25 protein-coding genes are annotated in these 21911 nt (G+C 35.4%); 1 reads left to right on the plus strand and 24 read right to left on the minus strand.

Annotated elements, in window-relative coordinates; genetic code table 11:
* Window positions 1-123 precede the first annotated feature (123 nt).
* From SB775_RS18220 to SB775_RS18305, 18 genes are all read right to left on the minus strand, one after another.
* Window positions 124-357: a DUF3953 domain-containing protein gene (locus SB775_RS18220; protein WP_410862664.1), complete on the minus strand. Its 234-nt coding sequence runs from the start codon at window positions 355-357 to the stop codon at window positions 124-126.
* 246 nt (window positions 358-603) lie between these two features.
* On the minus strand, window positions 604-1077 hold the full coding sequence (locus tag SB775_RS18225; RefSeq protein ID WP_410862666.1) for a hypothetical protein: 474 nt from the start codon (window positions 1075-1077) through the stop codon (window positions 604-606).
* 742 nt (window positions 1078-1819) lie between these two features.
* A complete protein-coding gene (locus SB775_RS18230; protein ID WP_410862667.1) occupies window positions 1820-2470 on the minus strand; it encodes a hypothetical protein in 651 nt (216 codons plus the stop codon).
* Window positions 2471-2472: 2 nt separating this feature from the next.
* Complete coding sequence (locus SB775_RS18235; RefSeq protein WP_410862669.1) at window positions 2473-3327, minus strand: ABC transporter ATP-binding protein; 855 nt, start codon at window positions 3325-3327, stop codon at window positions 2473-2475.
* 10 nt (window positions 3328-3337) lie between these two features.
* Window positions 3338-5404, minus strand: coding sequence for a hypothetical protein (locus SB775_RS18240; protein WP_410862671.1), 2067 nt, complete (start codon window positions 5402-5404; stop codon window positions 3338-3340).
* A 194-nt stretch (window positions 5405-5598) separates the two neighbouring features.
* Window positions 5599-5805, minus strand: coding sequence for a DUF5316 family protein (locus tag SB775_RS18245; RefSeq protein WP_054399278.1), 207 nt, complete (start codon window positions 5803-5805; stop codon window positions 5599-5601).
* 171 nt (window positions 5806-5976) lie between these two features.
* Window positions 5977-6144, minus strand: a complete 168-nt coding sequence (locus SB775_RS18250; RefSeq protein ID WP_289319550.1) for a hypothetical protein — start codon at window positions 6142-6144, stop codon at window positions 5977-5979.
* A 154-nt stretch (window positions 6145-6298) separates the two neighbouring features.
* Window positions 6299-7114, minus strand: coding sequence for a lipid II flippase Amj family protein (locus tag SB775_RS18255; RefSeq protein WP_410862673.1), 816 nt, complete (start codon window positions 7112-7114; stop codon window positions 6299-6301).
* Window positions 7115-7346: 232 nt separating this feature from the next.
* Window positions 7347-7772, minus strand: coding sequence for a hypothetical protein (locus SB775_RS18260; protein WP_061465122.1), 426 nt, complete (start codon window positions 7770-7772; stop codon window positions 7347-7349).
* Complete coding sequence (locus SB775_RS18265; protein ID WP_061465124.1) at window positions 7762-7974, minus strand: helix-turn-helix transcriptional regulator; 213 nt, start codon at window positions 7972-7974, stop codon at window positions 7762-7764. The genes SB775_RS18260 and SB775_RS18265 overlap by 11 nt, the downstream gene beginning before the upstream one ends.
* A gap of 942 nt (window positions 7975-8916) precedes the next feature.
* Complete coding sequence (locus SB775_RS18270; protein ID WP_410862674.1) at window positions 8917-9180, minus strand: hypothetical protein; 264 nt, start codon at window positions 9178-9180, stop codon at window positions 8917-8919.
* A gap of 26 nt (window positions 9181-9206) precedes the next feature.
* Window positions 9207-9464: a hypothetical protein gene (locus tag SB775_RS18275; protein ID WP_410862676.1), complete on the minus strand. Its 258-nt coding sequence runs from the start codon at window positions 9462-9464 to the stop codon at window positions 9207-9209.
* Between the two features lie 556 nt (window positions 9465-10020).
* Window positions 10021-10635, minus strand: coding sequence for a hypothetical protein (locus SB775_RS18280; protein ID WP_410862678.1), 615 nt, complete (start codon window positions 10633-10635; stop codon window positions 10021-10023).
* Window positions 10636-10879: 244 nt separating this feature from the next.
* A complete protein-coding gene (locus tag SB775_RS18285) occupies window positions 10880-11086 on the minus strand; it encodes a hypothetical protein (protein ID WP_410862680.1) in 207 nt (68 codons plus the stop codon).
* Window positions 11087-11118: 32 nt separating this feature from the next.
* Entirely contained in the window at window positions 11119-11397 is a 279-nt protein-coding gene (locus SB775_RS18290) for a hypothetical protein (protein ID WP_410862682.1), read from the minus strand.
* A gap of 266 nt (window positions 11398-11663) precedes the next feature.
* Window positions 11664-12977, minus strand: coding sequence for an HAD family hydrolase (locus SB775_RS18295; RefSeq protein ID WP_410862684.1), 1314 nt, complete (start codon window positions 12975-12977; stop codon window positions 11664-11666).
* Between the two features lie 250 nt (window positions 12978-13227).
* On the minus strand, window positions 13228-13935 hold the full coding sequence (locus tag SB775_RS18300; protein WP_410862685.1) for a DNA alkylation repair protein: 708 nt from the start codon (window positions 13933-13935) through the stop codon (window positions 13228-13230).
* Between the two features lie 1031 nt (window positions 13936-14966).
* Complete coding sequence (locus SB775_RS18305) at window positions 14967-15533, minus strand: hypothetical protein (protein WP_410862687.1); 567 nt, start codon at window positions 15531-15533, stop codon at window positions 14967-14969.
* A 238-nt stretch (window positions 15534-15771) separates the two neighbouring features.
* Here SB775_RS18305 and brnQ point away from each other — a divergent pair, with 238 nt between their 5' ends.
* The gene (gene brnQ / locus SB775_RS18310; RefSeq protein ID WP_410862688.1) at window positions 15772-17106 is read left to right on the plus strand and encodes a branched-chain amino acid transport system II carrier protein; all 1335 of its coding nucleotides are present in this window, start codon (window positions 15772-15774) and stop codon (window positions 17104-17106) included.
* A gap of 159 nt (window positions 17107-17265) precedes the next feature.
* On the opposite strand, the gene SB775_RS18315 is transcribed toward brnQ, so the two are convergent.
* The 6 genes from SB775_RS18315 to SB775_RS18335 form a co-directional block, all read right to left on the minus strand.
* Window positions 17266-17817 (minus strand): DinB family protein, encoded by a 552-nt coding sequence (locus tag SB775_RS18315; protein ID WP_410862689.1) that lies wholly within the window; start codon window positions 17815-17817, stop codon window positions 17266-17268.
* A 155-nt stretch (window positions 17818-17972) separates the two neighbouring features.
* The gene (locus SB775_RS34695; RefSeq protein WP_472673206.1) at window positions 17973-18131 is read right to left on the minus strand and encodes a YuzK family famiily protein; all 159 of its coding nucleotides are present in this window, start codon (window positions 18129-18131) and stop codon (window positions 17973-17975) included.
* Between the two features lie 505 nt (window positions 18132-18636).
* Entirely contained in the window at window positions 18637-19512 is an 876-nt protein-coding gene (gene sdaAA, locus SB775_RS18320) for an L-serine ammonia-lyase, iron-sulfur-dependent, subunit alpha (RefSeq protein ID WP_061465143.1), read from the minus strand.
* 40 nt (window positions 19513-19552) lie between these two features.
* Window positions 19553-20215, minus strand: coding sequence for an L-serine ammonia-lyase, iron-sulfur-dependent subunit beta (gene sdaAB, locus SB775_RS18325; protein ID WP_061465145.1), 663 nt, complete (start codon window positions 20213-20215; stop codon window positions 19553-19555).
* Window positions 20216-20262: 47 nt separating this feature from the next.
* Complete coding sequence (locus SB775_RS18330) at window positions 20263-21297, minus strand: PTS sugar transporter subunit IIC (RefSeq protein WP_410862691.1); 1035 nt, start codon at window positions 21295-21297, stop codon at window positions 20263-20265.
* Window positions 21298-21657: 360 nt separating this feature from the next.
* The gene (locus SB775_RS18335) at window positions 21658-21897 is read right to left on the minus strand and encodes a hypothetical protein (protein WP_410862693.1); all 240 of its coding nucleotides are present in this window, start codon (window positions 21895-21897) and stop codon (window positions 21658-21660) included.
* Window positions 21898-21911 lie beyond the last annotated feature (14 nt).

Here is a 21911-nt window from a genome sequence, read left to right on the forward strand (position 1 = left end):
GCATTAAGCTAACCACTACTACTGCCTTCATGATTCGGGACTTCCACCCTATAGATTGCACCCATGCCGGGCGCACGGAAAAGCTGCCTTAAAGACAGCTCCAATCTTCAGCTAACGCACCCGTTAGTTCATTAAGAAACTCTGTATGGAAACAAAGAAAAAAAATAAGGAGATAACAATGTTCATATACCCCCAAAATCCTTTTCTATCCTTTTGAAGTTCGGCTAATCCTGTCACTAACATAATTGCCCCCAAGAACAACATAGAATACGGCATCAACTCAAAATTTTCAGTAATTAGCTGATAGGCTGATAAAGCAAGAACAAATATCGCTAAGATAACTCTAACTATTTTCAAAAATATATTTCCCCCTAAAAATTAAGTCGGTACAATTTAAAATATAATCATACCATTTACACCTTTTCATTTGTGTGGAAAATGGAAATTCCTACTTTCACTAACCTGCCCCGTTAGTCCAATAAAAAAAGGGGTCGCCGCAGCAACTAACAGGTTCTCTTGATGGGGAATTTTTTTAAAAAAAGAGTGCATTTAGCAAATGAAATAGCAGTATAAATTACTAACGAAGAGCATCGAAACCGATGCTCAATTAACAGTTTTATTAAGAACTTTTTTTGATTCAAAAGAATCAATAACTAGCTTAGCTGAAACAGATAACGGGATGATAAATTTGAGAACTTTTCCGTTTCTTAAAGTGATTTTAACACTTCCGTTATCGTTCCAAGCTGTATGAAATGTTGATTTTTCACTGACTTCAACTGTTTTAATGTTATCTAAATCTACTTTAAAATTATTTCTTTTAGCTAATAAGGAATCTGGATTGAGTTCAATTCCTTTGTCTACCTTATTTTCAAGTACAGAACGTTTATTTGCGAGTATCTTTTTCCTGAAAAATGAAAAAATTAATCCTAACAAGAGATATTGTTTTTCAACCGCATTTTCTTCGTAAAACTGTCCTCCAAGTTTTATAAAAATATAACTGGTTTCAGTTGCGTAAACTTTATAATATTTATCTAAAGTAAATGTACTTGGTTTTATTAAATATATAGGCGTAACCATTTCTTCCTCCTTAATAAATACAGCAGAATATAAAATGGCATTATTCTTTGCATTAGTTTACCATACGTGCTTTTTCAACTAAACTGCCCCTTTAGTTGAAAAAGCAATTAAAAAATAAGCTGCCGCAGCAACTCATTTTGAACATTAACTCTAGCACCTGTTAGTTGAATCTAACTTATTTTTTCTTTTGTCTATACATATCGATAATAAATAGAATAAAAAATGTGGCTCCAACTACTATATCTCTATGAAGAATTGCAGAAACAGAGAAAGTTAATACTAAAACAAGTATTGTTATTTTCTTATTTTTAGACATCAGAAGAAAAATAAAAGCTATGATTACATCAAAACCCCAATCATACAAATCCATAAGGTGTTATTTCACATCCAAATATATACTAATTAAGATTAATTATGCCTTTTTTCTTTTCTATGAAAACAATAGTATTTTACTATACCCAACTTATTTTACATATGGTAATTTAATACTTTGTTTTTATACTTCTTATAAAACTATCCTGCCCCTTTAGTTCCATAAGACTTATTGTAGAGGTAACATATACTGTGAATAAAAAACGGTTTCACCGTCTAATAGATTGCACTAGTTTTCTTAGTAAAAACAAAACTAATATTGCGAAAAGAGAAGATAGAATTAATCCTGGAATATTTATAGTAGTTAACAAATTCACACCGCCCACCTTTTCACGGTGCAGTTTGTGTCATTACGATTTAAGGTGAGAACTTATATTTTACGTTTAGACAGAATAACATGTCCTATCATAGCTAGAATGATACCTATCACAATATTTTGTATAGATGAGCTAGTTATTTTGGAAGATACTTTCATATCAATGGAGAAAGACATGACATTATATACTGGGAATAGATTACTTCCCATTGTCCAATACTTCATTGCTATATACCCTACTATCAATAGTAAAGGGAAAATGATATTTCTAGACAACACCATGAGAGTGAAACCTAAGTAACTATATAATATAGTTTGGGGTATATATATAATGGATATATCCATTAGAGAAATATCTGGATACTTTAATGTAATAGTAACGAGAAGTATAAAGAAACCTATTAGAAAGAAAATAAAAAAGCTTGTTACTCTTATGATCCCGTGAAAGAACGATGATAGTGGATAGCTAAAGAGCACCTCAAATGCTCGATCTTCATAATAATCGAAGAATAAATACATAGACCACCATGCTGCAAAGGGACAAATAACAAATTCAATTATATTTGACGTGTGTCTAATCACATCTACACTTGAAGAGAAGTTAACGTAGATAATCCCCAATAAGATAACAAATAAAGGTGCATAAAAAGATACACCCATAGATTTAATTTCAAACTGCAGATCTAACTTTTTAGCAGAGTTCACTGTTATTCCCCTCTCCTAGTGAGATACAAGTAAGCATCTTCAATAGTAGGGGAAACTTCCGTTTGTTCCTCCTGTTCTTCTATAAAGTAGCGTACAAGGCACTTATCCTCTTGTTGCTTAAGAGAAATTACTTGATTCTGAATAGAATCTACCTCTTCCATAGTTAGAAGCTCTTCCTTAATTTTTCCTTTAACTATTGCCTTTAAGTCTTCTTTTTTTCCTGTAAAGATGATTTCTCCCTGTTTTAAGATTCCGATATAGTCACATGTCATTTCTACATCTTCAACTATATGAGTAGAGATTAATATAGTTCGATTTCTTCCTAATTTTCTTAATAAATTTCGAAAACGTACACGTTCTTCGATGTCTAGTCCTACAGTAGGCTCATCAACAATTAATAGGCGAGGGTTTCCGAGTAAAGCTTGAACAATTCCGACACGTCTAAGCATTCCTCCGGAGAGTTGCTTAATTTTCTTTTTCTTATGCTCTTGTAGATTCACTTCCTGAAGGAGTGAATCAATCTCTTTTTTTGCTTTCGATTTTTCGATACCCTTTAGGACAGCTAAGTGGAGTAAGCACTCCACTACTGTTACATTTTTATATAAAGAGAAATGTTGAGGTAAATAACCGATATAAGAACGAACGACATTTTGATCATTCCACGAAAGATCGTCATTCATTTTAATTTTTCCACTATCAGCTGGCACTAAAGTTGTTAAAATTCTCATCAATGTAGTTTTGCCGGCACCATTTGGTCCTAGTAGTCCGAAAGAACCTTGGATATCAAATGTTAGGTTTTTCAGAATCTGTTTATTTTGATAAGATTTATTGACTTCTTTTAAGCAAATGCGTTCCATAATGTTCTCCTCATTTTGAATTTTCTTCTTTTAGAACGTTATATAATTTATTCCATTTTTGAGATGTTGGATGTTGAATTAAAGAATACCATTCTTTATATACTGAGCTTTCAGGATTCAATGAATCCTTGTTTTTTAGCCATACGTTGACTTGTTCTTTTACTTTTTGTTTAGTTTGATTTCCTACTATTGCATTACTAATAAGATCTAAATAAGACTCTACTCTCTCATTAGGAAGTTGAAGGGCATTATTTAGAGCTCTCCCATATACATTTGAGAATAAAATATTAAATTCAAAATCTTCTTTATGAGAAGATACTTTAGTTTTTGCTAATACTAACTGAGGAGTAAAGTCTCCTAGATGATTAACTGTAAAGAATGGATCAAAAGGATATTCTATATGACTGAATCCCCAAATTAAATAGTCATTATTCCACCAAGTTCCTTCTCCTAGCATACCATCACTTATGTTTTGATTTGGAACAAAATAAATGGTTCGAGGAACAGTGAGCTGATCATCCTTTAATGTAGTTTTCATCACCCTTGTAACATCGTTTAAATAGTTGTAAATGCTATCTGTATGCTCAAATTGTGATTCCCAAGTATTAGGGAAGACATATGTCACATTATTATCAATCTTAGATGATAATTGTCCAGATAATAAAGAGATACCGTCGGTGGAAGTTCCTTCCCAAGTTCCTTCCTTTGTTTTTGTTAAATTTGTATATAATTCTTTTGCACCGTTTACCTTAAGATGATACTTTTTCTGGTCGTTAGGTTGATGAGGTACTCGGTGTATGAAATGATATTTCGTTACAATCTCAAAAGCTGGAAGGGAATTTTCGCTTGGTAACCAAGGCATATAATTTGGTAGATAAACAGCTTGAGCATTTCCAAAGTAGAGATTAGATTGTAATCCTTCATAGTTAAATTCTAGTATTCTATTGTCATTAGGTTTCCAAGTATTGTCTTCAAAATATAAAGTGACCGAGTCATTTTTTTGTTTAAATTTAATCTCTTTCCCATCCATCTTTACTTGATGAATATGTAACTCATGGAATAAGCCAAGTTTAATTTGTTTAATATCTTTTGTAGCTGTGCTAATTGCTTGTATTTTAACTGAAACATTGAGATTAGCTTTAGTACTTAACTCAATATCGTATTTTTTAAAACTAATAGGATTCCCAAATGAATCATTTACTGATATCTTATGTTCTCTATAATATCGATTTGTTGCATCGTCATCATCGGAAAGAACCTGAAGTGGCTGTAGTACATACGCAACGGAACCTACTAAGATAACTAGCATGGGTATTATAGAATATTTCAATTGTGATTTAGATATTATCATTCTATTCTTCCATGTTAATAAGAATAGAATGATTAACAATGAAATGATTAACAGCTTCTTATCCCAATGAATGGTATCTATTGAGAAACCGTATAAGCTGTTATATCCTCTGGTTATGTTAGGTTCTCCTAAGTTTAGAATTTTATCAATTCTAAACTTGGAAGGGCCCCCCCCTTCTGTATTAAACACAACGTAATTCAAAGGCATCGTGAAAACGTAGATAGTAAGTGCTATTAAATAAACGAACTTTCCTCTTATCCAAAGAGATAATAAATTTCCTAACAAGAACATTATGAAAGAGGACAATCCCCAATATAACCAAATATATTTTAATACCGATAAGAAATACGTTTTATTGTTAAAATCTTTTGTGAAAAATAAGTACAGATAAACAACAAAGAACAATACCGTAATTAACACTACTGAACTAAGGATGAGTAACCATTTTGCAAGTGTCTTATATAAGACTGCATTCTTTATAATGCAAAAAGTTTCATAAATTTCTTCTTTTTCATCAATTTTAGCTAAATATATGCCAATAAATAAATAGCAAATCATGAGAGCTAAAACGAGAGGATTAGCACTTAATATGTAAGGATCATTTAATGAGCTATAAACGAAAAATGTAAATGATCCGTAAATAAGAATACCTAAGAATAATATAGGAACAACCCATGTACGGGCTAATATTCTAAGATAAAATGTATAACAATTTATTAGTTTCAATGTCTTTCACCCTTTCAAACTGGTTAAATAAAGAGACGTAAATCATCGAACTTTCTATTGCTAAGTGTTGTCATAGTTGATGTGTATATAATTACAACATAACTATCCTTCCCCGTTAATGCCATAAGAAAAAGGCTGCCTCAGCAACCTTCCTTATTGAAGTAAAGATCCATCAGTTGAAGAGCAAAGTGGTATTATACAAAGTATATTAATCCAGAAATACCCAAACAGATTACAGCTATGAGACCTGAGATTAATGCTATTTTCGTTCTAAAGCTTCGATTTTTTGTTGTTTCTGAATGAAAATTTGCTCTTTGTTGTTGTCCACCTGTCCATGCTCCGATAAAAACACCTGAAATAACAATACTTACTATCCCAACAATAAGAAAAAACTGAAACATTAATAACTCCCCCTTGTTAGGATCTCGTGTATTTTCGTTACATATTATACCATGGAATTCATTGGGTTTCTTATAGAACTATCCTGCCCCGTTAGTGCCATAAGAAAAAGGCTGCCGCAGCAACCCTTGTTATTGAAGTAAAGCACCCGTCAGTTCATTAAAGCTAGTTTATCATTTGTGATTTTTCAATATTTGAACCTCTTCTTCTAGTTTATCGATTTTTTGTTGAAGTTTTTTCTTAGGTTCTAAAATCCTTCGACCTAATATAACGAAGAAGCCGGTAATAGCAATAACTACCCCAGCAGAAGCTATAAACAATATCAAGGCAATGTCAAACATAAAAACAACTCCTAATTTATTCTTGGTATTTTCATATACGAAAATTGAACAACAAAAGTTTTGTTTTTCTTTCACTATAAGAAAAAGAGCTGCTGATCAGCTCCTGGTAATGAAGTAATGCACCCGTCAGTTCATTAAAGAAATCAGGTAATTATTAGACAATAAACTTAGTAAACCACGCAATATATCCTGCCCCTGGAATAAAAAATACTTGAGCTAGTATCGTTCCTAATAAACGAGAAGTAACCATCATAAGAGATACACCTTTGAGATTAAGGTAACTTCCCTTCTGATTTATTACGTCATCCGCAAGAATAGATATTTTAGGGTCAATAAAAATTATAAGTAAAATTGTAGCTATTCCATTTATTAGACCCGATGCCATAATAGCTGTTGTTGCTCTTTCTGGAGCTATTAAAGCAGCATATAACGCAGATAACACTCCAATTGTATAGATTGCAGTTATTACCATATTAATTAAGAACAATCTTATAGGAATATCTTCCAATCTAATATCCTTTAAGTAAGAAAACTTTGGTAAATGAATGTGTTTTACCCCACGTTTAATGTATTCGAAAGTTAATCCCTTTTTTATTAAAGCTGGTATAGAACCTCTTTCTTCAGATAAATGAACAATAGCCCTTGAAAAAATTGCAATAAAAGTAGGAAGTAAAAGAATACCCATAATTGTTCCTAATGTTGATGAACCAATAATGATTCTATATTGGTTTTCAACAAACTCTAGGGTATTTACTTTTGGAGCATTATCAACCAGGCTCCCTGTAAATGGTTGCTGCATCATATTCGCTAATCGAGAAATCATAACCATCAAGTTAAATAAGGATAGAGCTGAAGCTAACAATCTTACCCTTGCACCAGATAATCTGACTGCATATGCAAGTGTTTCGATAGAATGGATAATAAATATAAATAGAGATATAAGAATTAATTTTTCTGTTAAGAGTTCCATAACAAATTACCTACTTTAATATTTTTCTTCCCATATTACCACATATATTTCCAATTCGTGTTATGGAACTATCCTGACCCTATAGTTCCATAACAAAAAAGGTTGCTTCAGCAACCTCCCTTATTGAAGTAAAGCACCCGTTAGTTTAAGTAGAAACCTTCCCAATCTCATTAGTGGAAACCAAAAATCCCTTATCCAAAGAAAAATCCCCAGTTTCAGGAGAAAAATTAGGTTAAATAGCTTTTCTGATTAACCAGTTTTGATAAAGAAAATAAAAATAACTAATAAAATACAAACCAATTAAAAAGAAAAAAGACACCTTATTCATATAACCTAGCAATGCTAAAAATAATAAACCAATACCAAATAAAATGGACATAAAATCAAAGGCTTTAGACTTTGCAAATTGATTGATTTTTATATTACGCTCATCATTTTCTTCGATCTTTTGTGCTTTAGTTTTAAATCTTTCACTTGAAATAGATGTTACTCCAGAAAAGGTGAGAAAGACCCCAGTAAAAATAATAGCTATGGAAACTAGATCCGGACGGATAAATATGGAACGAATCTCATTTGCCACAGGAAAAGTTACGAATATTCCAAATGATATTAAGACAATTCCACTGAAGGTTAATATCCAAAGTGCCTTATTTTTCATTATTTATTTCCTCCTCGTAGATAAAAATTTCTTCAATGCTTAAATTAAAATAACGTGCAATCTTAAAAGCTAGAATTATTGAAGGGTTATATCGCCCATTTTCTAAAGACCCAATCGTTTGTCTAGATACCTCTAAGGCTGCGGCAAGTTCCTCCTGTTTAACTCCATGCTGTTTTCGGATTATTTCTAGCTTATTTTTCAACTACCCACCTCTAATACGGAAAGTAAACTTTCCATAAAATTAACATAAAAAGATAAATATGTAAAGTTCACTTTCCATAAAAAACAAATTACATAATCACTCTTAAAGGAGCCCAGCAAAAATAAAGCCCCTTGGCGGCCAAGAGGTTTTCTCATCTTCGAAATTATCGTTTATGCTGTATCTTTGAATTCAAATTTTGATCATTTAGGAATAGGCATTTTTTCAAGCAGGGCTGACCTTCTAATCAGAGATCCTTCGATTCTATGTTTATTGTGATTTATTAATTGATTTCTTTTCGTATCGTTTTGAAAAGTATAGAGTAAGGATAACACCTAATAAAACGATTCCTAAACAGATATAAAGCGGAAAATCCCAACGTATGTAAGCAGCTGTTGATGCTCCTAGTACCGTGATCCATTCAAAAACTAAAAATGGTTTTATGTATTTATTCAATTAACTAACCTTCCCTCTCTTTATCCATATATTGTTAATTTATTTTAACATACCTAGAGTTAATAAAATCTAACAAAAAATAGGCCATTATTCTTTTTAAAGGGTCTGTTGTTTAAATGCTGGTGGGATTTGAGCTACTTGAAAAGGATAAATGATGAGATTAATTTCTTTTTATCCTTTCCAGTTCATTTGTTCCTCCACATTTTATTTTTAACGACAAAAATGACATGTTCGCCTTAGGCAACTAAACTGCCCCGATAGTTGCATAACAAAAAAGCTGCCTTAAAGACAGCTCCGATCTTCAGCTAACGCACCCGTTTGTTTAAGTATAATTCTTCACAATCTCGTTCCCAAAAAAAGAGTTACCAAGAAGCACTTATTAAAAAGTCACGAAACGATCACTTTATTATTCCCCCATTGTTACATTTACGTCATTACACCTGAAAATAGACTATTTCTCTGACTCTAATAAGGTTTATAACGTGTTGGTTATAAAAAAGAATGAATTAAAAATAGAATTGCAAAAGCAACACCAGACCTCAAATGCCACTTCCGGTCCATCCTCTGATATCGAAATATTCCCGATATAGGAACTGGAAGCAGGACTAGCAAGGAAAGCAATCCACTTATATTATTAAAATCAAATTTGAAGCCGTGCATAAAGACAGCTACCGCATGCAAGATGATAAAAGCGATAGCGATAATCGCTGCCGGAGTATGCCATCTTCGGGCAAAGCGCAGCAAGGTGGACAACCATTTTTTCACCTTGCCTTGACCTTTCAGAATACGAAGCCTAATAACACGAAGAAGCACATAATAAGCAAGTACAAAAATAAGGCAATTCTTGCATTGGAGCCAAAACCTTTAAATGTATGTTCGAACTGCCTGCTATGTAAAGTGGTTAATGAAAGTTGTAATAGTCCCTTAAGTTCCCAAAGCATTATCGAAGCAGAGATAATAATCGCCACGATTACCCATATACGTTCCTTTTTAGGAATCCATCCTTGTTTTTGGACCTTGATTTCCCGTGTATTCATTGATCTGTCCTCCTATAAATAAGATTAGTGTATACACTACATTTCTTCATTTTTAAATTAAAAAATAACATAACTTTTAGATTCTTAACTTGGTCATTGTCACCGAAACCCCATCTACTACTTAAGTACCCGATAGATTAAATAAAATTAAATTAATTCTGTAAGAACCTTGCATTAGGTCTCAACACTACGTTGTTCAACTAATATCCGAAAACAAACCACTTAAAGTTAAAATAACCTTTAATTTTATTTAAATACAATGTAGCACGATAAATGAATGTATTTTCTATAATAATGAATTTTTAATTATAAATTAATTGAAAAAACAGGTATGAATAAGACAAAAAAGCTAATCACTTTTAGGTCACTAGCTTTTTCACATTCAATACTAAATTAAAGTTTTTTAACCTTGATTGCGCTCACCATTAACTAAACTGCAGTTCCATAAAGAAAAAACTGCCTTAAAGAGAGTTCCGATTTTAAGCTAACGCACCCGTTAGTTGCATAAGAATGAGTACAACCATCCCTCAATTTTCGTGCCAGTGACCTGAATAACTTATCTATTCAAGACTTTTTTGGTCATTATATTATACAAATAAGCACTGTAAGACAAAAGAATAGTTACTACAGCCAGTACAAAAATGAGTTGGACAACAAATGATAATTTTGCAACCAAGGCAAAATACAAGACAAATGCAATAATAAAAAATACAAGGAAAATCGGAAGTGCATATAGAATAAACCATTTCGATTTAAAGCCTCTTACGTGCACAAGTCCATTTTGTATCACCCTATATCCATAACCTTTTACACTAAAAAAAGTTGAAAGATTCAGATGCGCCATCACCTCAACCTCAAAATCTTGTTCAAGCTCCAACTCAAGTGAAAATTTATATGGATATCCATTTTCTTTAAAGCTTAGAGAATTCCCTATAAAATTAAGAAACCATATAGGTAAAACCAACCAAAAGGATTTCTTTGTCGAGAGAAAAACACTAGTGAACAATATCTCGTATCGATTTGACTTTGATTTATCTTGAATATCTATTACTAGATTTTTTTCAGTTTCCCATGCTAATAATTTTTCTGCTGCACTAGAAACTTCGTAAATATATTTGTCCTTTAGATTATCATCTTCAAAAACGATGGTTATTTTTTTATTGTTCGCCATTGAACTCTCCTAATTTCCATGTAATTTGTAAAAATAAGATGTGCGTAAAAATTATTAAAAATTAATTCTTCCATTATTTCTGGATTAAAAATCACATAAATTTTATCATCTTTAATGTACCTTTAATAAGGAACTTTTTGTTAAAACTTATTGAGCTAACCTGCCCCGTTAGTTCCATAAGGAAAGAGCTGCCTTTAAAGACAGCTCCGATCTTCAGCTAACGCACCCGTTAGTTTCAACTAAATTACTTATCCTTATTATGCAGTTCAAATGACTCTTCAGAATCATCCCATTTTACATTTACCTTTATAACTTCGCCTTCACCTACTAGTGCTCCACCTTCTGAACCTCCACTAGTTGTAAATACTTTTTCGCTAGGTGGTTCATTGTATTGCTCTGTTTTAGTTCCACTTGAAGAAGTTGTTTCATATGTGTATTCAAGGTTTTTCATGGAAGATAACTCTTCCAAAGACCCCTTGTATTTTAATGTAAATACATAGTTCTCTTTGCTAGAATGAGTTGTTTGTTATCATTTTCTCCCCATATTTCTGATGCTTCATAAGAATATACAGCTTCCCAATGTTCGCTTTCTCCTATAAATTGATAATTATGTTCAGTCGTTTCCGATTTAGTATCTTTTTTAGTCGTTTCGGCATTATTTTCTTCTTTAGAGGTTTCCACATTATAATCTTTGTTCGATGCGTTCGTACCACAAGCTGTTAAAACCATTATTATAAATAACATAGTGAATATTTTCTTCAACTAAACTCCTCCTAAATTATAAAATTGAATTCTTTATCAATTTTACCATTTAAAGGTTTTTGGTTGAGTTTCGATTGGGAAATTTTTATTCAACTAACCTGCCCCGATAGTTCAATAAGACTTATTGTAGAGGTGATATATACTGTGACATAAAAAAAAAGACGGTTTTACCGTCTAATAGATTGCACTAGTTTTTTTAGTAAAAATAAAACTAATATAGCGAAAAGAGAAGTTAGAATTAATCCTGGAATATTGGACGAATCTTTTTATGGATTCGTCAACAATTTTTCTTCATTTGACCCAAGCTTGATCGTGTATTCAGTCGGTATCCATAAGCCTGTATTCTCATTTCTTCCTTGGAGAACATATTTCGGGTTGTTTTTGCCCATCCGTTCTGCAGCTGTTTTCGCAAGCTTGCCGATATCACCTGTTTTGAGGCGGTTGATAATTAAACCGAGTTTCAAACTCTTTATTGTCAGCATTTCATAATCTGTGCTGCTGTCTCCCGCTACGAATATCGGACCGTATCCGCCCCGCGTTTTGGAGATGGCGTGTTCGATCACTTCCACCTTACCTTCTCGAGCAGTGATCGGCCAATTGTCTTCATATTCTGCTTGAGTAATTCCTTCCTTCTTTTTTAATCTCATCCCAAAGACATTTTCCTTTGGAACGTTGTAGCCGTATTTTGGATTTGACGAAAATACCTCCACCACCTCTTCCATCGAAGCCGAAATAACAAAAACGTCAATCCCATTCTCCATAAAAGTATGCATTAAGTTTGCGATTTCCGAGGCCAGACGCAGTCCTGTTTTATAGGTAACTTGAACAGTACCGGCTTTTCCTAACATTGACCCAGGACTGATAAGCGTCACCGATGCCATTTCCGCCCCTAAATTATAATCATTTGAAGCCTCTGCAAGCTGCTGAACTTCTTCGGTCGACATGTTGGCAAATAAATAAAGCACCCATGGATATCCGATTTCAACACCGTATGTTTCCCCAATGGCTTCATACAGAAAGTACATTTTCGCTTTAAAATCTTTAAACTGATCAGTTGAATGAAGCGTTTCTAACCTCTCTTTTCCATTCATCCCATTATAGTTGGAATAAAGAAATTCGTAATCGCGCTTCAGATCCTCGGCGATTTCCTTAAGAGTTACCGCATTTCCTTGAAGGTTTTTAAACTCTTGTGAAAAGGGTCCATTCGGCACATTCTTTTTGATCACTTCATAAAACTCTTCCGGTTGCATGTTATATGCCAAGTGATCAATTTGATAAAGAAAGAGGGCCTCCTCCGTATCATTCATGATGCTCGTATGATCCCAATCAAAAACAACATAAGGTTTTCGATTTGGATCGTATCCTGTACTTCCAGCACAATGCTTATCAATTAGTTTTTGAACAGACTTATAGGTGTCAGGAGCCCATTTCCCTTTATCCAGCACTTGAATACAATGGCCCTCCCTATTTTGCGGAGTCGAAACTGCTTTTCCGCTTGCAGCCGTTCCTAAGGAAGCATACAAAAACAAGCAAATAACGATCATGCCAAATAAAGCTTTTAATTTAGTTCTCTTATTCATATTATCCCCCCTGAAAAATGCAAAAGACGCCTGCCCAATAGCTGGTTATTAGCTATTGAAACAGGCGCCATTGCCGATTGATTCTTTTATGCATAAATATTATCACGAATTTTCAAAATAATCAAATATTTATTCATGGTTCTTTTCTTAACAATTGTAACTTTATAAAAAAGGATTTCTGTGATACTTAATCAATTAAGCGCCTGTTTTGCTCAAAAATCACAAAAGAGCTACATTCATACGGCTAATTTTAACATCTGACATGTTTGCGTTTAAAACCAAGCCTTCCTTTATCAACTGCTTTTTGAATACTTTCGTAAGCATTTAGAATACTGCTTTTTTTCCTGTCCCGTTTGACTTCTACTATTCCTATTGCCTTTGCGGTCTCGACTGCCTCTTTATGGAGTGGCACATATGAAATCGCCACGGTGTATAGAAAATTATTCATAGCGGATTTCGTCCGTTCTGGCGAATCGTGAATCGTATTTTTCACAATGTCAAGCATATTGGAAATCTTGCTTTCTGAAAATTCAACGTCTAGTCGATTCCCTAAAAGCCAGCAGTAGCAACTCCAGCCCGCTGACATTCTCAGCTCTTCACCGCTTGCGATCCATTTATCTGCAACTTCTTGTGCAATATCTGACTCTGATAAAGTTACAGCCACTACAAAATCGGACAGCATATAAAAATACGCAGCATCCATCCAACGATCATAATCCGACTCAGTCATGGCTTTTGGGTCTGCAATAATGCCTGCAAAGTACATTGCATCGTAGTTCCCCGTGAAATATAGCTCTTCAGCTAAACTTTGACTTATTTTTATTTTCTTTGCAATTGGTTTCATAGCTCCTGTAGCCACGCCAAAAAGCGGCTCATGCGCACCATTGGATAGGTATATTTTTTTAGTTCGTTCCTTGCCAAGGGCTTCAAGCTCCTGCATAACCATTTCTAAATTCATCGTTTAGCACTTCCTTCTTTTTGGAGTTTTTCACCTAATATTTTACCCATCAAATATATGACCATTATCCTATAACAAACTACCATTTGTAAGCAGAACTACCGTCTAAGCATATCAGTGTTACGCAGGAATCCACTAAATGCATGTTGGCACTTTGTTCTTGAACAGATGGTAAGAAACAACGCCTTCTGTTACAGCCAAGGCTCATCCTTTTTATAAAAAGCGTTTTACCAGGTCTATTGTTGTGGTTTTTTCTAGATTTTTTGTTTTTTAATTTTCATGGGAGTTCATTAAGAATAAGGCGATACTTCAATAAAGAAATAGGGTATATCCTGTTATGTATTACTATTAGTTCATTTATTTAATTTCATTTTAGACTTTAAATTTAAGATAAACTCGTACCCGAAAGCTACTAACAATCCAGTCCAAAAAATTACAACGGAAGTAAAAGGCTCAATTCCATATATTAGAAAGTAAATATAATTTATAAATAATAGCAACATATAGGTGTAAAAACCAAGTATTGCCCCTTTTCTCCAATTAATTGACTCTTTTTTAGACATACTTCTGAAGAATTTCATTTTAACCCTCCACAATATAAATTTCCCTTGCATTTCCATTAATGCTCTTTAGTCATCCTACTGCGAATCTTTTTGTCATTTTCGAGTATTTGAAGTAAAGTTTGCCCATTTGCAGGAAGAAAGGCACATAAATATACGTTCAATTGAATTGGACGATATTTGGCTGTCTGTATTATGACAATTCCCCCATGCTCTGACCCACTAAAATAACCTGTTTAGATTCACAGCCAAAATGCTGCATAGACGGTCAGTAAAGTCTTCCAACGTAACTTTGGAAGATGCAGTTTTATCCTTTTCATGTCCGGGTAACTCCAAGGTTAATACCTGATGTCAAGCGCCACAAAGGGACAACCCTCTCCCAGCTACACTCTCCATGTCATGCTCAATGAACTAACAAATATGTACTCATATAGTCACTCCTTTTTATCTTACGCCTCATTAAAATTTCAATTAAAGTCCACCGTCTAAACCATCAATCTTTATCCCTCTACTCCAATCACGAGTGACTTTTAATTCATGATCTATGGTGGTTATCGTGACCTCTCCTTCTTTCTCATAAACTTTAGATGAATTCTCGTCATAAACTTTAAATTCCGTTGTGTATGTGTAATCTATTGTGCCGTCTTCATTTTTCCTTTGTTCTTCAAGCTTCACATCTTGCACTACAATGCTTTTATTAATTTCTTTGGCTACCAATGAAGGGATTGAATAATAACGGTTAAGAATTTGGGCATTATATTCATCTTTTGATAAATATTCTTTAACATTGTCTGCAATTTCAGCAAAGGTTGGCGGATTTGCTGGATCTTTGATGGTATATCGTGCAGTATAATAGCCTTTAAATAACTTTTCAGCCTCTTCCACTTTGACCACATTTTCCTCTTTAACAGGTTTCCGCTCTGATGCCTCACCGTTTTCTTTGACTACTTCCTTGTTACATGCACTTGCCCCTATAATCAGCACAAATAAAACAATTGCCAAGAAATTTTTTATATTAGCCACCCCATTTTTATACATTTCAACTATTACCAAAATGAATTTTATTAATGGTATGAGAAGCTTTTAGTTGTTCAAAATAAGATGAGGGCAGATTACTTGTCATACAAAATCAACAAAAAACAAAAAATATATTGAAATATCAATTTTATTTAGTTATAATACGATACGTTCTTAAATATTAGTTCGCATATAATTTTTAGAAAATTTAATAATTTTCCAAAATAGTAAATTTTGGTTTTTTCGTGGAGGGTTTATCTTGTCTAATAAAGTACCATTTTCATTTATAGTAGTGATTGGGTTAATGTTATTTGCCCTATTCTTCGGGGCAGGAAATCTAATTTTCCCGCCAATGCTTGGTCAGTCAGCTGGAACGAATATCTGGTCAGCTAATGCAGGCTTTCTCGTAACCGGAGTAGGATTACCGTTACTTGGTGTAATGGCACTGGGTTTTTCGGGAAAAGATGATCTACAATCATTAGCAAGCCGCGTTCATCCCGTGTTTGGTATTGTATTCACAACCGTTCTTTATTTAGCCATTGGTCCATTATTTGCAATGCCAAGAACAGGAAACGTTTCTTTTGAGATCGGTGTCAAACCATTTTTGCCGGAAGGTTTCGGGCCAATGCCTTTACTTATTTTCACCATCATCTTTTTTACGATTTCGTGCCTTCTTTCGCTCAATCCTGCGAAATTTGTCGAAATTGTGGGGAAAATTTTAACACCCATCAAGTTAACGTTCATTGGGATCCTGGTGATAGTCGCTTTTGTTCATCCAATTGGTGATTTTCAAGCACCTGCCAAAAGCTATTCGATTCAACCATTTTTCAACGGGTTCAAAGAAGGCTATTTAACAATGGACACTCTTGCATCTTTTGTTTTTGGAATCATCATCATTAATGCCATAAAAGAAAAAGGTGCTAAAACAAAAAAACAAATAATGATCGTTTGTGGAAAAGCGACCGCAATTGCTGCCGTTATCCTTGCTACCTTTTATACAGCTCTCTCTTACATGGGTGCTTCAAGTGTCGAGAAATTTGGACACTTGGATAATGGAGGCAATGTCTTAGCAAAAGTCTCGGATTACTATTTTGGAGCATATGGTGGGCTATTATTGGGATTGATGATCACAGTAGCTTGTATAACGACGAGCGTTGGACTCATTACATCGTGCTCGACGTACTTCCATAAATTATTTCCAAAGCTGCCTTACAAAACAATTGCAATAAGCTTATCCATATTTAGTGCAATAATTGCCAATATTGGACTAACCGAGTTAATTGCAATTTCCGTACCTGTAATGACAGCCATTTATCCATTGGCCATTGTATTGATTTTCTTAACATTTTTCCATTCCATGTTTAAAGGAAGGCCTGAAGTTTATCAAGGCAGCTTATTTTTAACATTCATCATCAGTTTAATGGATGGATTAAATGGAGCAGGAATTCACATTTCGTCCATCAATGATTTCTTCACTGAAATCCTTCCAATGTACGATACAGGGCTAGGGTGGGTCATCCCTGCAATAGTCGGAGGAATCATTGGGTATGCCTTCAGCATCTTACGTCCGGGTCATAGTCATCAAATTGATTAATGATATAAAATCGGTCCAGGAATAATTCCTGGACTTTTTTTCTGTAGGCCGAATTATTTTCCTCTAGGTCGAATTGTCCTCTCGACATATGTAATTTGCATATTGATTGGAAAAAAAACTGCGATAAAGGCAGCTCCGGCTATAGCTGGATAGCAGGATTTAAAATCCCATTTCTTGTATCTTCTTATTCGTTCGTAATTTCTTCAGCAATTGAAAAATTTGCCCCCTATGATGTGATTCATGTTCAATCAAATGGTAAACGACCCACTCAGGCGTGACGTCATATTGGTCAAGCACCCTCGGTTTACGCCAATCCGTTAGATTCATTGAACGGAAGTTTGAAAGAAAAACTTGACGTACTTTATTAAGGCGGTAGAAATGTTCTTCTAATGTTTGTCCTTCAATATGTGTTAGGGAGCCATCATCAGCACGGCATTCCAATGGAAACAAAGCACGGATTTCCGAATCCCATTCCGTAACAAGTACCTCCTCGTATAACCAATCTGCCTCGACCAATGCTATGTGATATAACAGCGAGCCAATCGTTTGCCTTTCATCCATTTTCGAATCGAGTGAATTTTGGCTGATTCCAGTTAATTCCGTTATAAGCGTACGGCGAACATCTTCTAAACACCATAGCCACCGCCCAATTTCTTCTTCATATTCCGGTAATGCAGATACAATTAACGCTCTTCTCTCCAACAGGATCATCCTCCTCTTCTAAAAATACATTCTATTTAAAATGTTTGCTTCCTTCTTTACATTGAAATTCCCTGTTAATAATGAAAAAAGAGCAACCTTCAGATTGCTCTTTCGTTTGTATCTGATTTTTTCGTTTTATGTTATCTGTGACAAGTAAATCGATATTAACTCCCCAAAAAAAGATTGGATCTCATCTCCTCTGATATACGCCTGCTTTGTAGATAATCCTGTTCCCGTTCTTGTTCAACCATTATGCGTTGCTCCAGTTTTTGAGCATATAGTGCATAGCCGATACCATGAGCCTGAAACATTGCTTTTTCCATTGCCGACGTGTACGTTAATTCGAGAAAATTAATGAAGAATCAATCCTTTCCAAAGTAAATTTCGTACTCATCTTATCATTGAAAATGATAACTTACAAAGTTACTACAGCTCCATATTCACTGATAGTTCAGATTTCCTGACAGCTGTTCTTATCACCGTGTACGTAAACGCCATATCCCTCCATCTTCCTTCATTTTCCTTTTTTAATTACAAAATTCTCCAAATTTTTTTAAAAAATTAGGCTTTTTTCCATACTTTGTTGCTATTTACCAGGTAGTGAGTTGTGGTTGATTTCCCCTCCAGATGCTCGCTTTCCTTGGAGCGGGCGGTGAGCCTCCTCGGCGTAAACGCCTGTGGGGTCTCACCTGTCCCGCTGCTCCCGCAGGAGTCTCGCACTTCCGCTCCAATCAACCTTAAATAGTTTCGTTTTAAAAACAACAATCTTTACGAAAAGAGCCAAAAATTAAAAACCCCATTAACAAATTAGTTAATGGGGCTGAATGTTTATTTATATGAACCGAATATTTCCTTTGCCAATTTACGTCCAGTCGGAGTGGCAGCAAGGCCGCCTTCTGCCGTTTCACGTAGTGCAACTGGCATGGTCAATCCTATTTTATACATGGCATCGATAACCTCGTCACATGGAATGCGGCTCGTAATGCCTGCAAGTGCCATATCAGCTGCCGTTATCGCGTTGGATGCCCCCATTGCGTTGCGTTTCACACAAGGAACTTCAACCAAACCTGCCACTGGATCACAAACCAATCCAAGCATATTTTTCAGTGTGATTGCCATCGCTTCCGCGGCTTGACTTGGTGTACCGCCGGCCAGTTCTACAATCGCAGCTGCCGCCATTCCACTTGCCGAGCCCACTTCTGCTTGGCAGCCACCAGCTGCTCCAGAAATGGAAGCATTGTTTGCTACCACGAATCCGAAGGCAGCGGAGGTGAAAAGAAATTCAATCATCTCTGCCCGGGTCGGGTTTAGTTTTTCTTTCACGGCAAACAACGTACCGGGAACCACGCCCGCAGAACCGGCAGTCGGAGTGGCACAAATCATCCCCATTGCTGCATTCACTTCGTTCGTCGCAACCGCTTTACTGACGGCATCCAATAATAAATTGCCTCCGAGTGCCTTGCCCGTCTTGATATAATTTTGCAAAAGAACGGCATCCCCGCCCGTTAGGCCTGTAACGGATTGCACCCCTTTCAGACCTCTTTCCACCGCTTGTTCCATCACCGTCAAATTCCTGTCCATCTTTTCAATGATCTGTTCTCTCGACAAGCCAGAGAATTCCATTTCTTGTAAAATCATGATTTCCGCGATTTTTACATTTTTACTTTCAGCAAGTTCAACCAACTCTGCTACATTTCGGAACATGTTTTTACCTCCTTATCTATACCAACACTTTTAAAAATTCTCATTCAACCATCCTTATGACTTGCGAAACGTTTTCCAATCCCTCAATTTCTTTCATGATATCGCCCTTGATCTTCTGATCGACTTCAATCACCATAAGGGCCATTTGACCTTTTTCTTTTCGTGAAACTTCCATATGTCCAATGTTAATTTCATGATTCGCCAATACTGTCGAAACCGAAGATATAATTCCAAACACATCGTTGTGTACAACTAAAATGGCTGGGTTTTCACCTGACAATTTAAGCTTGAACGTATTCAACTCCGTTATTTCTATTGTTCCCCCGCCAATGGAGATCCCAACAAGCTCTATTTCTTTATCCTCGTCGAACAGTCTGATTTTGACTGTATTAGGATGATCCATCACCGTATCCTCAATTGTAAAGGTAACTTCCATACCCGCTTCTTCCGCTATCGTCAATGAAGTGGGAATTCGTTCATCATCCGTATCGAAATCCAAAATCCCCCCTACGACAGCTACATCCGTACCATGTCCCCGGTAGGTTTTTGCAAAAGAACCATACAAAGAAATGATGGCTTTCTTCGGTTGTTTTCCAAATAATGTCCGTGCTACTCTGCCGATTCTGGCAGCTCCTGCTGTATGTGAACTAGAAGGTCCAATCATAACGGGACCGATTATATCGAATGCAGATCTGTATTTCATTGTTCAATGCCCCTTTTCTGGCAATAGATTTTTTTAACGGCCATTCATTATGCCGCTTTTTGCTCTTCATTCACCCTTATTTGTGAAACGGTCCTGATCTTATAATTCTTGAACACGATCGAGCCAAGGAAACCAACCGCTGCTCCCACAACTGCACATATTCCAGCTGTGATCGTCACCTTTATAGGGTCATTGAAACCGTACATAACTGCCAACCCTGCAATTGGTGTTGCCGTCCCTGTCGCATTATTCACTAAGCCAAACATGGCCACGACCACACCTGCAGCCGCTCCGCCAATGAAATTGGTTGCATACACAGGAATCGGGTTTGCAGATATGACATCGGCTTGTGTCAAAGGTTCTATCGCAACCGCAATTGTAGTACTTCTATCTCCAAATTTCAAGCGATCGAACAAAACAAAGTTCATGAAAGATGATCCAAATACGGCAAGAGCCCCGATTGCCATAGGAAGTCCCGTCAATCCAAGCATTGCTGTCAAGGCCATCGAGCTTAATGGTGCAGTGGCGACGACGGTGATGACTCCTCCAAGAATGATCCCCATTAAGATTGGATTACTGTTTGCCGTTTCCGTAATGATTCCTCCGATATTCAAAAGCGTTGCATTGACCAAAGGCGTTAAATGCTCACCAATAAACCGAACGAGCGGTGCTGCAATGATGATTGTAACGATTAAATCCAATCCAGCAGGGACTTTTTTCTCGATCACTTTCACAAGGAAAGCAACGAGATATCCTGCGAAAAATCCAGGCAGCAAACCTAAACCAGCACATGAAACACCAAGTAATAGAGCATATACAGGGGAAACCCCTAGTGCTAATGCAACAAGTGAAGCCGCTGCAACGCCTCCCATGCTACCTGCCGCATCCCCTACTTCTCCAAGGAATTTGATATTAAATAAATCCCCTCCGACATACCGCTGAAATGCTTCCACGAGAAAAGCGGCAACCGCTGCATTGGCAAGAGCACCCATTGCTTTCATCCCTTTTGGGGCTTTAAAACTGAATAAAGAAAATAAACCAAGTACCAATAATAATAAGGCCGTTCCTTTTAAAATTTCCATTAACGTCTCTCCTCTTAGTGAATAGTTAGTATACTTTGACTTAATATTTATAGGCGAACTACTAATTCATTTGCGATTTTCCGATTAAAGAACAACATCATCGGTCCTTTGTTTTCGTTCCATAGTTGGCTGTGTCTCTACGAAAAAATAAGGAGTAGAATTAAATGAATTCTTACTATATTAAGATATCTTTATTCCACCCAGAATGTAAACCCTTTCATTTTATATCTCATATTAACATATATCGGTATGCATACCTATCAAAATTTTTAAAATTTTATAGCAGAAGTAATGTTTGATTTTTCAGTATTTTGAAATAATTAAATCACCTTTTAATAATGAGTTTAACTGCTTGACCCTTTATGAAGAATATTGAAATTGAAAACGTACTGGTTCATTTGGTTTTTCTTCTCTCTGTTTTTCAATGTATTTGGGAGGCTCATCTTGATTTAATCCTAGCAATACATCAACTCCCAACTTTTTTCTAGTGGGATCACTCGCTGTTTCTGCAACATTTTGCGAGGAAAATCCTGCAAATAAGAAAAGGGATTTTCCCTTTCTTGCTTGTACACTTAAAAATGCGCGTTTGATAAAATTCATTTTTATACCTCCCT

It is taken from the genome of Peribacillus sp. SIMBA_075, assembly GCF_046534585.1.

Bases quoted from the DNA above. Each gene is read 5' to 3' on its own strand.
- SB775_RS18245 (WP_054399278.1), bottom strand. From the start codon at position 5,805: ATGTTTCAGTTTTTTCTTATTGTTGGGATAGTAAGTATTGTTATTTCA.
- SB775_RS18305 (WP_410862687.1), bottom strand. From the start codon at position 15,533: ATGTATAAAAATGGGGTGGCTAATATAAAAAATTTCTTGGCAATTGTT.
- SB775_RS18235 (WP_410862669.1), bottom strand. From the start codon at position 3,327: ATGGAACGCATTTGCTTAAAAGAAGTCAATAAATCTTATCAAAATAAA.
- SB775_RS18280 (WP_410862678.1), bottom strand. From the start codon at position 10,635: ATGGCGAACAATAAAAAAATAACCATCGTTTTTGAAGATGATAATCTA.
- SB775_RS18330 (WP_410862691.1), bottom strand. From the start codon at position 21,297: ATGGAAATTTTAAAAGGAACGGCCTTATTATTATTGGTACTTGGTTTA.
- sdaAB (WP_061465145.1), bottom strand. From the start codon at position 20,215: ATGAAATACAGATCTGCATTCGATATAATCGGTCCCGTTATGATTGGA.
- SB775_RS18315 (WP_410862689.1), bottom strand. From the start codon at position 17,817: ATGATCCTGTTGGAGAGAAGAGCGTTAATTGTATCTGCATTACCGGAA.
- SB775_RS18295 (WP_410862684.1), bottom strand. From the start codon at position 12,977: ATGAATAAGAGAACTAAATTAAAAGCTTTATTTGGCATGATCGTTATT.
- SB775_RS18225 (WP_410862666.1), bottom strand. From the start codon at position 1,077: ATGGTTACGCCTATATATTTAATAAAACCAAGTACATTTACTTTAGAT.
- SB775_RS18285 (WP_410862680.1), bottom strand. From the start codon at position 11,086: ATGAAAAACCTTGAATACACATATGAAACAACTTCTTCAAGTGGAACT.
- SB775_RS18255 (WP_410862673.1), bottom strand. From the start codon at position 7,114: ATGGAACTCTTAACAGAAAAATTAATTCTTATATCTCTATTTATATTT.
- SB775_RS18250 (WP_289319550.1), bottom strand. From the start codon at position 6,144: ATGTTTGACATTGCCTTGATATTGTTTATAGCTTCTGCTGGGGTAGTT.
- sdaAA (WP_061465143.1), bottom strand. From the start codon at position 19,512: ATGTTCCGAAATGTAGCAGAGTTGGTTGAACTTGCTGAAAGTAAAAAT.
- SB775_RS34695 (WP_472673206.1), bottom strand. From the start codon at position 18,131: ATGGAAAAAGCAATGTTTCAGGCTCATGGTATCGGCTATGCACTATAT.
- SB775_RS18300 (WP_410862685.1), bottom strand. From the start codon at position 13,935: ATGAATTTAGAAATGGTTATGCAGGAGCTTGAAGCCCTTGGCAAGGAA.
- SB775_RS18275 (WP_410862676.1), bottom strand. From the start codon at position 9,464: ATGAATACACGGGAAATCAAGGTCCAAAAACAAGGATGGATTCCTAAA.
- SB775_RS18335 (WP_410862693.1), bottom strand. From the start codon at position 21,897: ATGAATTTTATCAAACGCGCATTTTTAAGTGTACAAGCAAGAAAGGGA.
- SB775_RS18260 (WP_061465122.1), bottom strand. From the start codon at position 7,772: ATGAAAAATAAGGCACTTTGGATATTAACCTTCAGTGGAATTGTCTTA.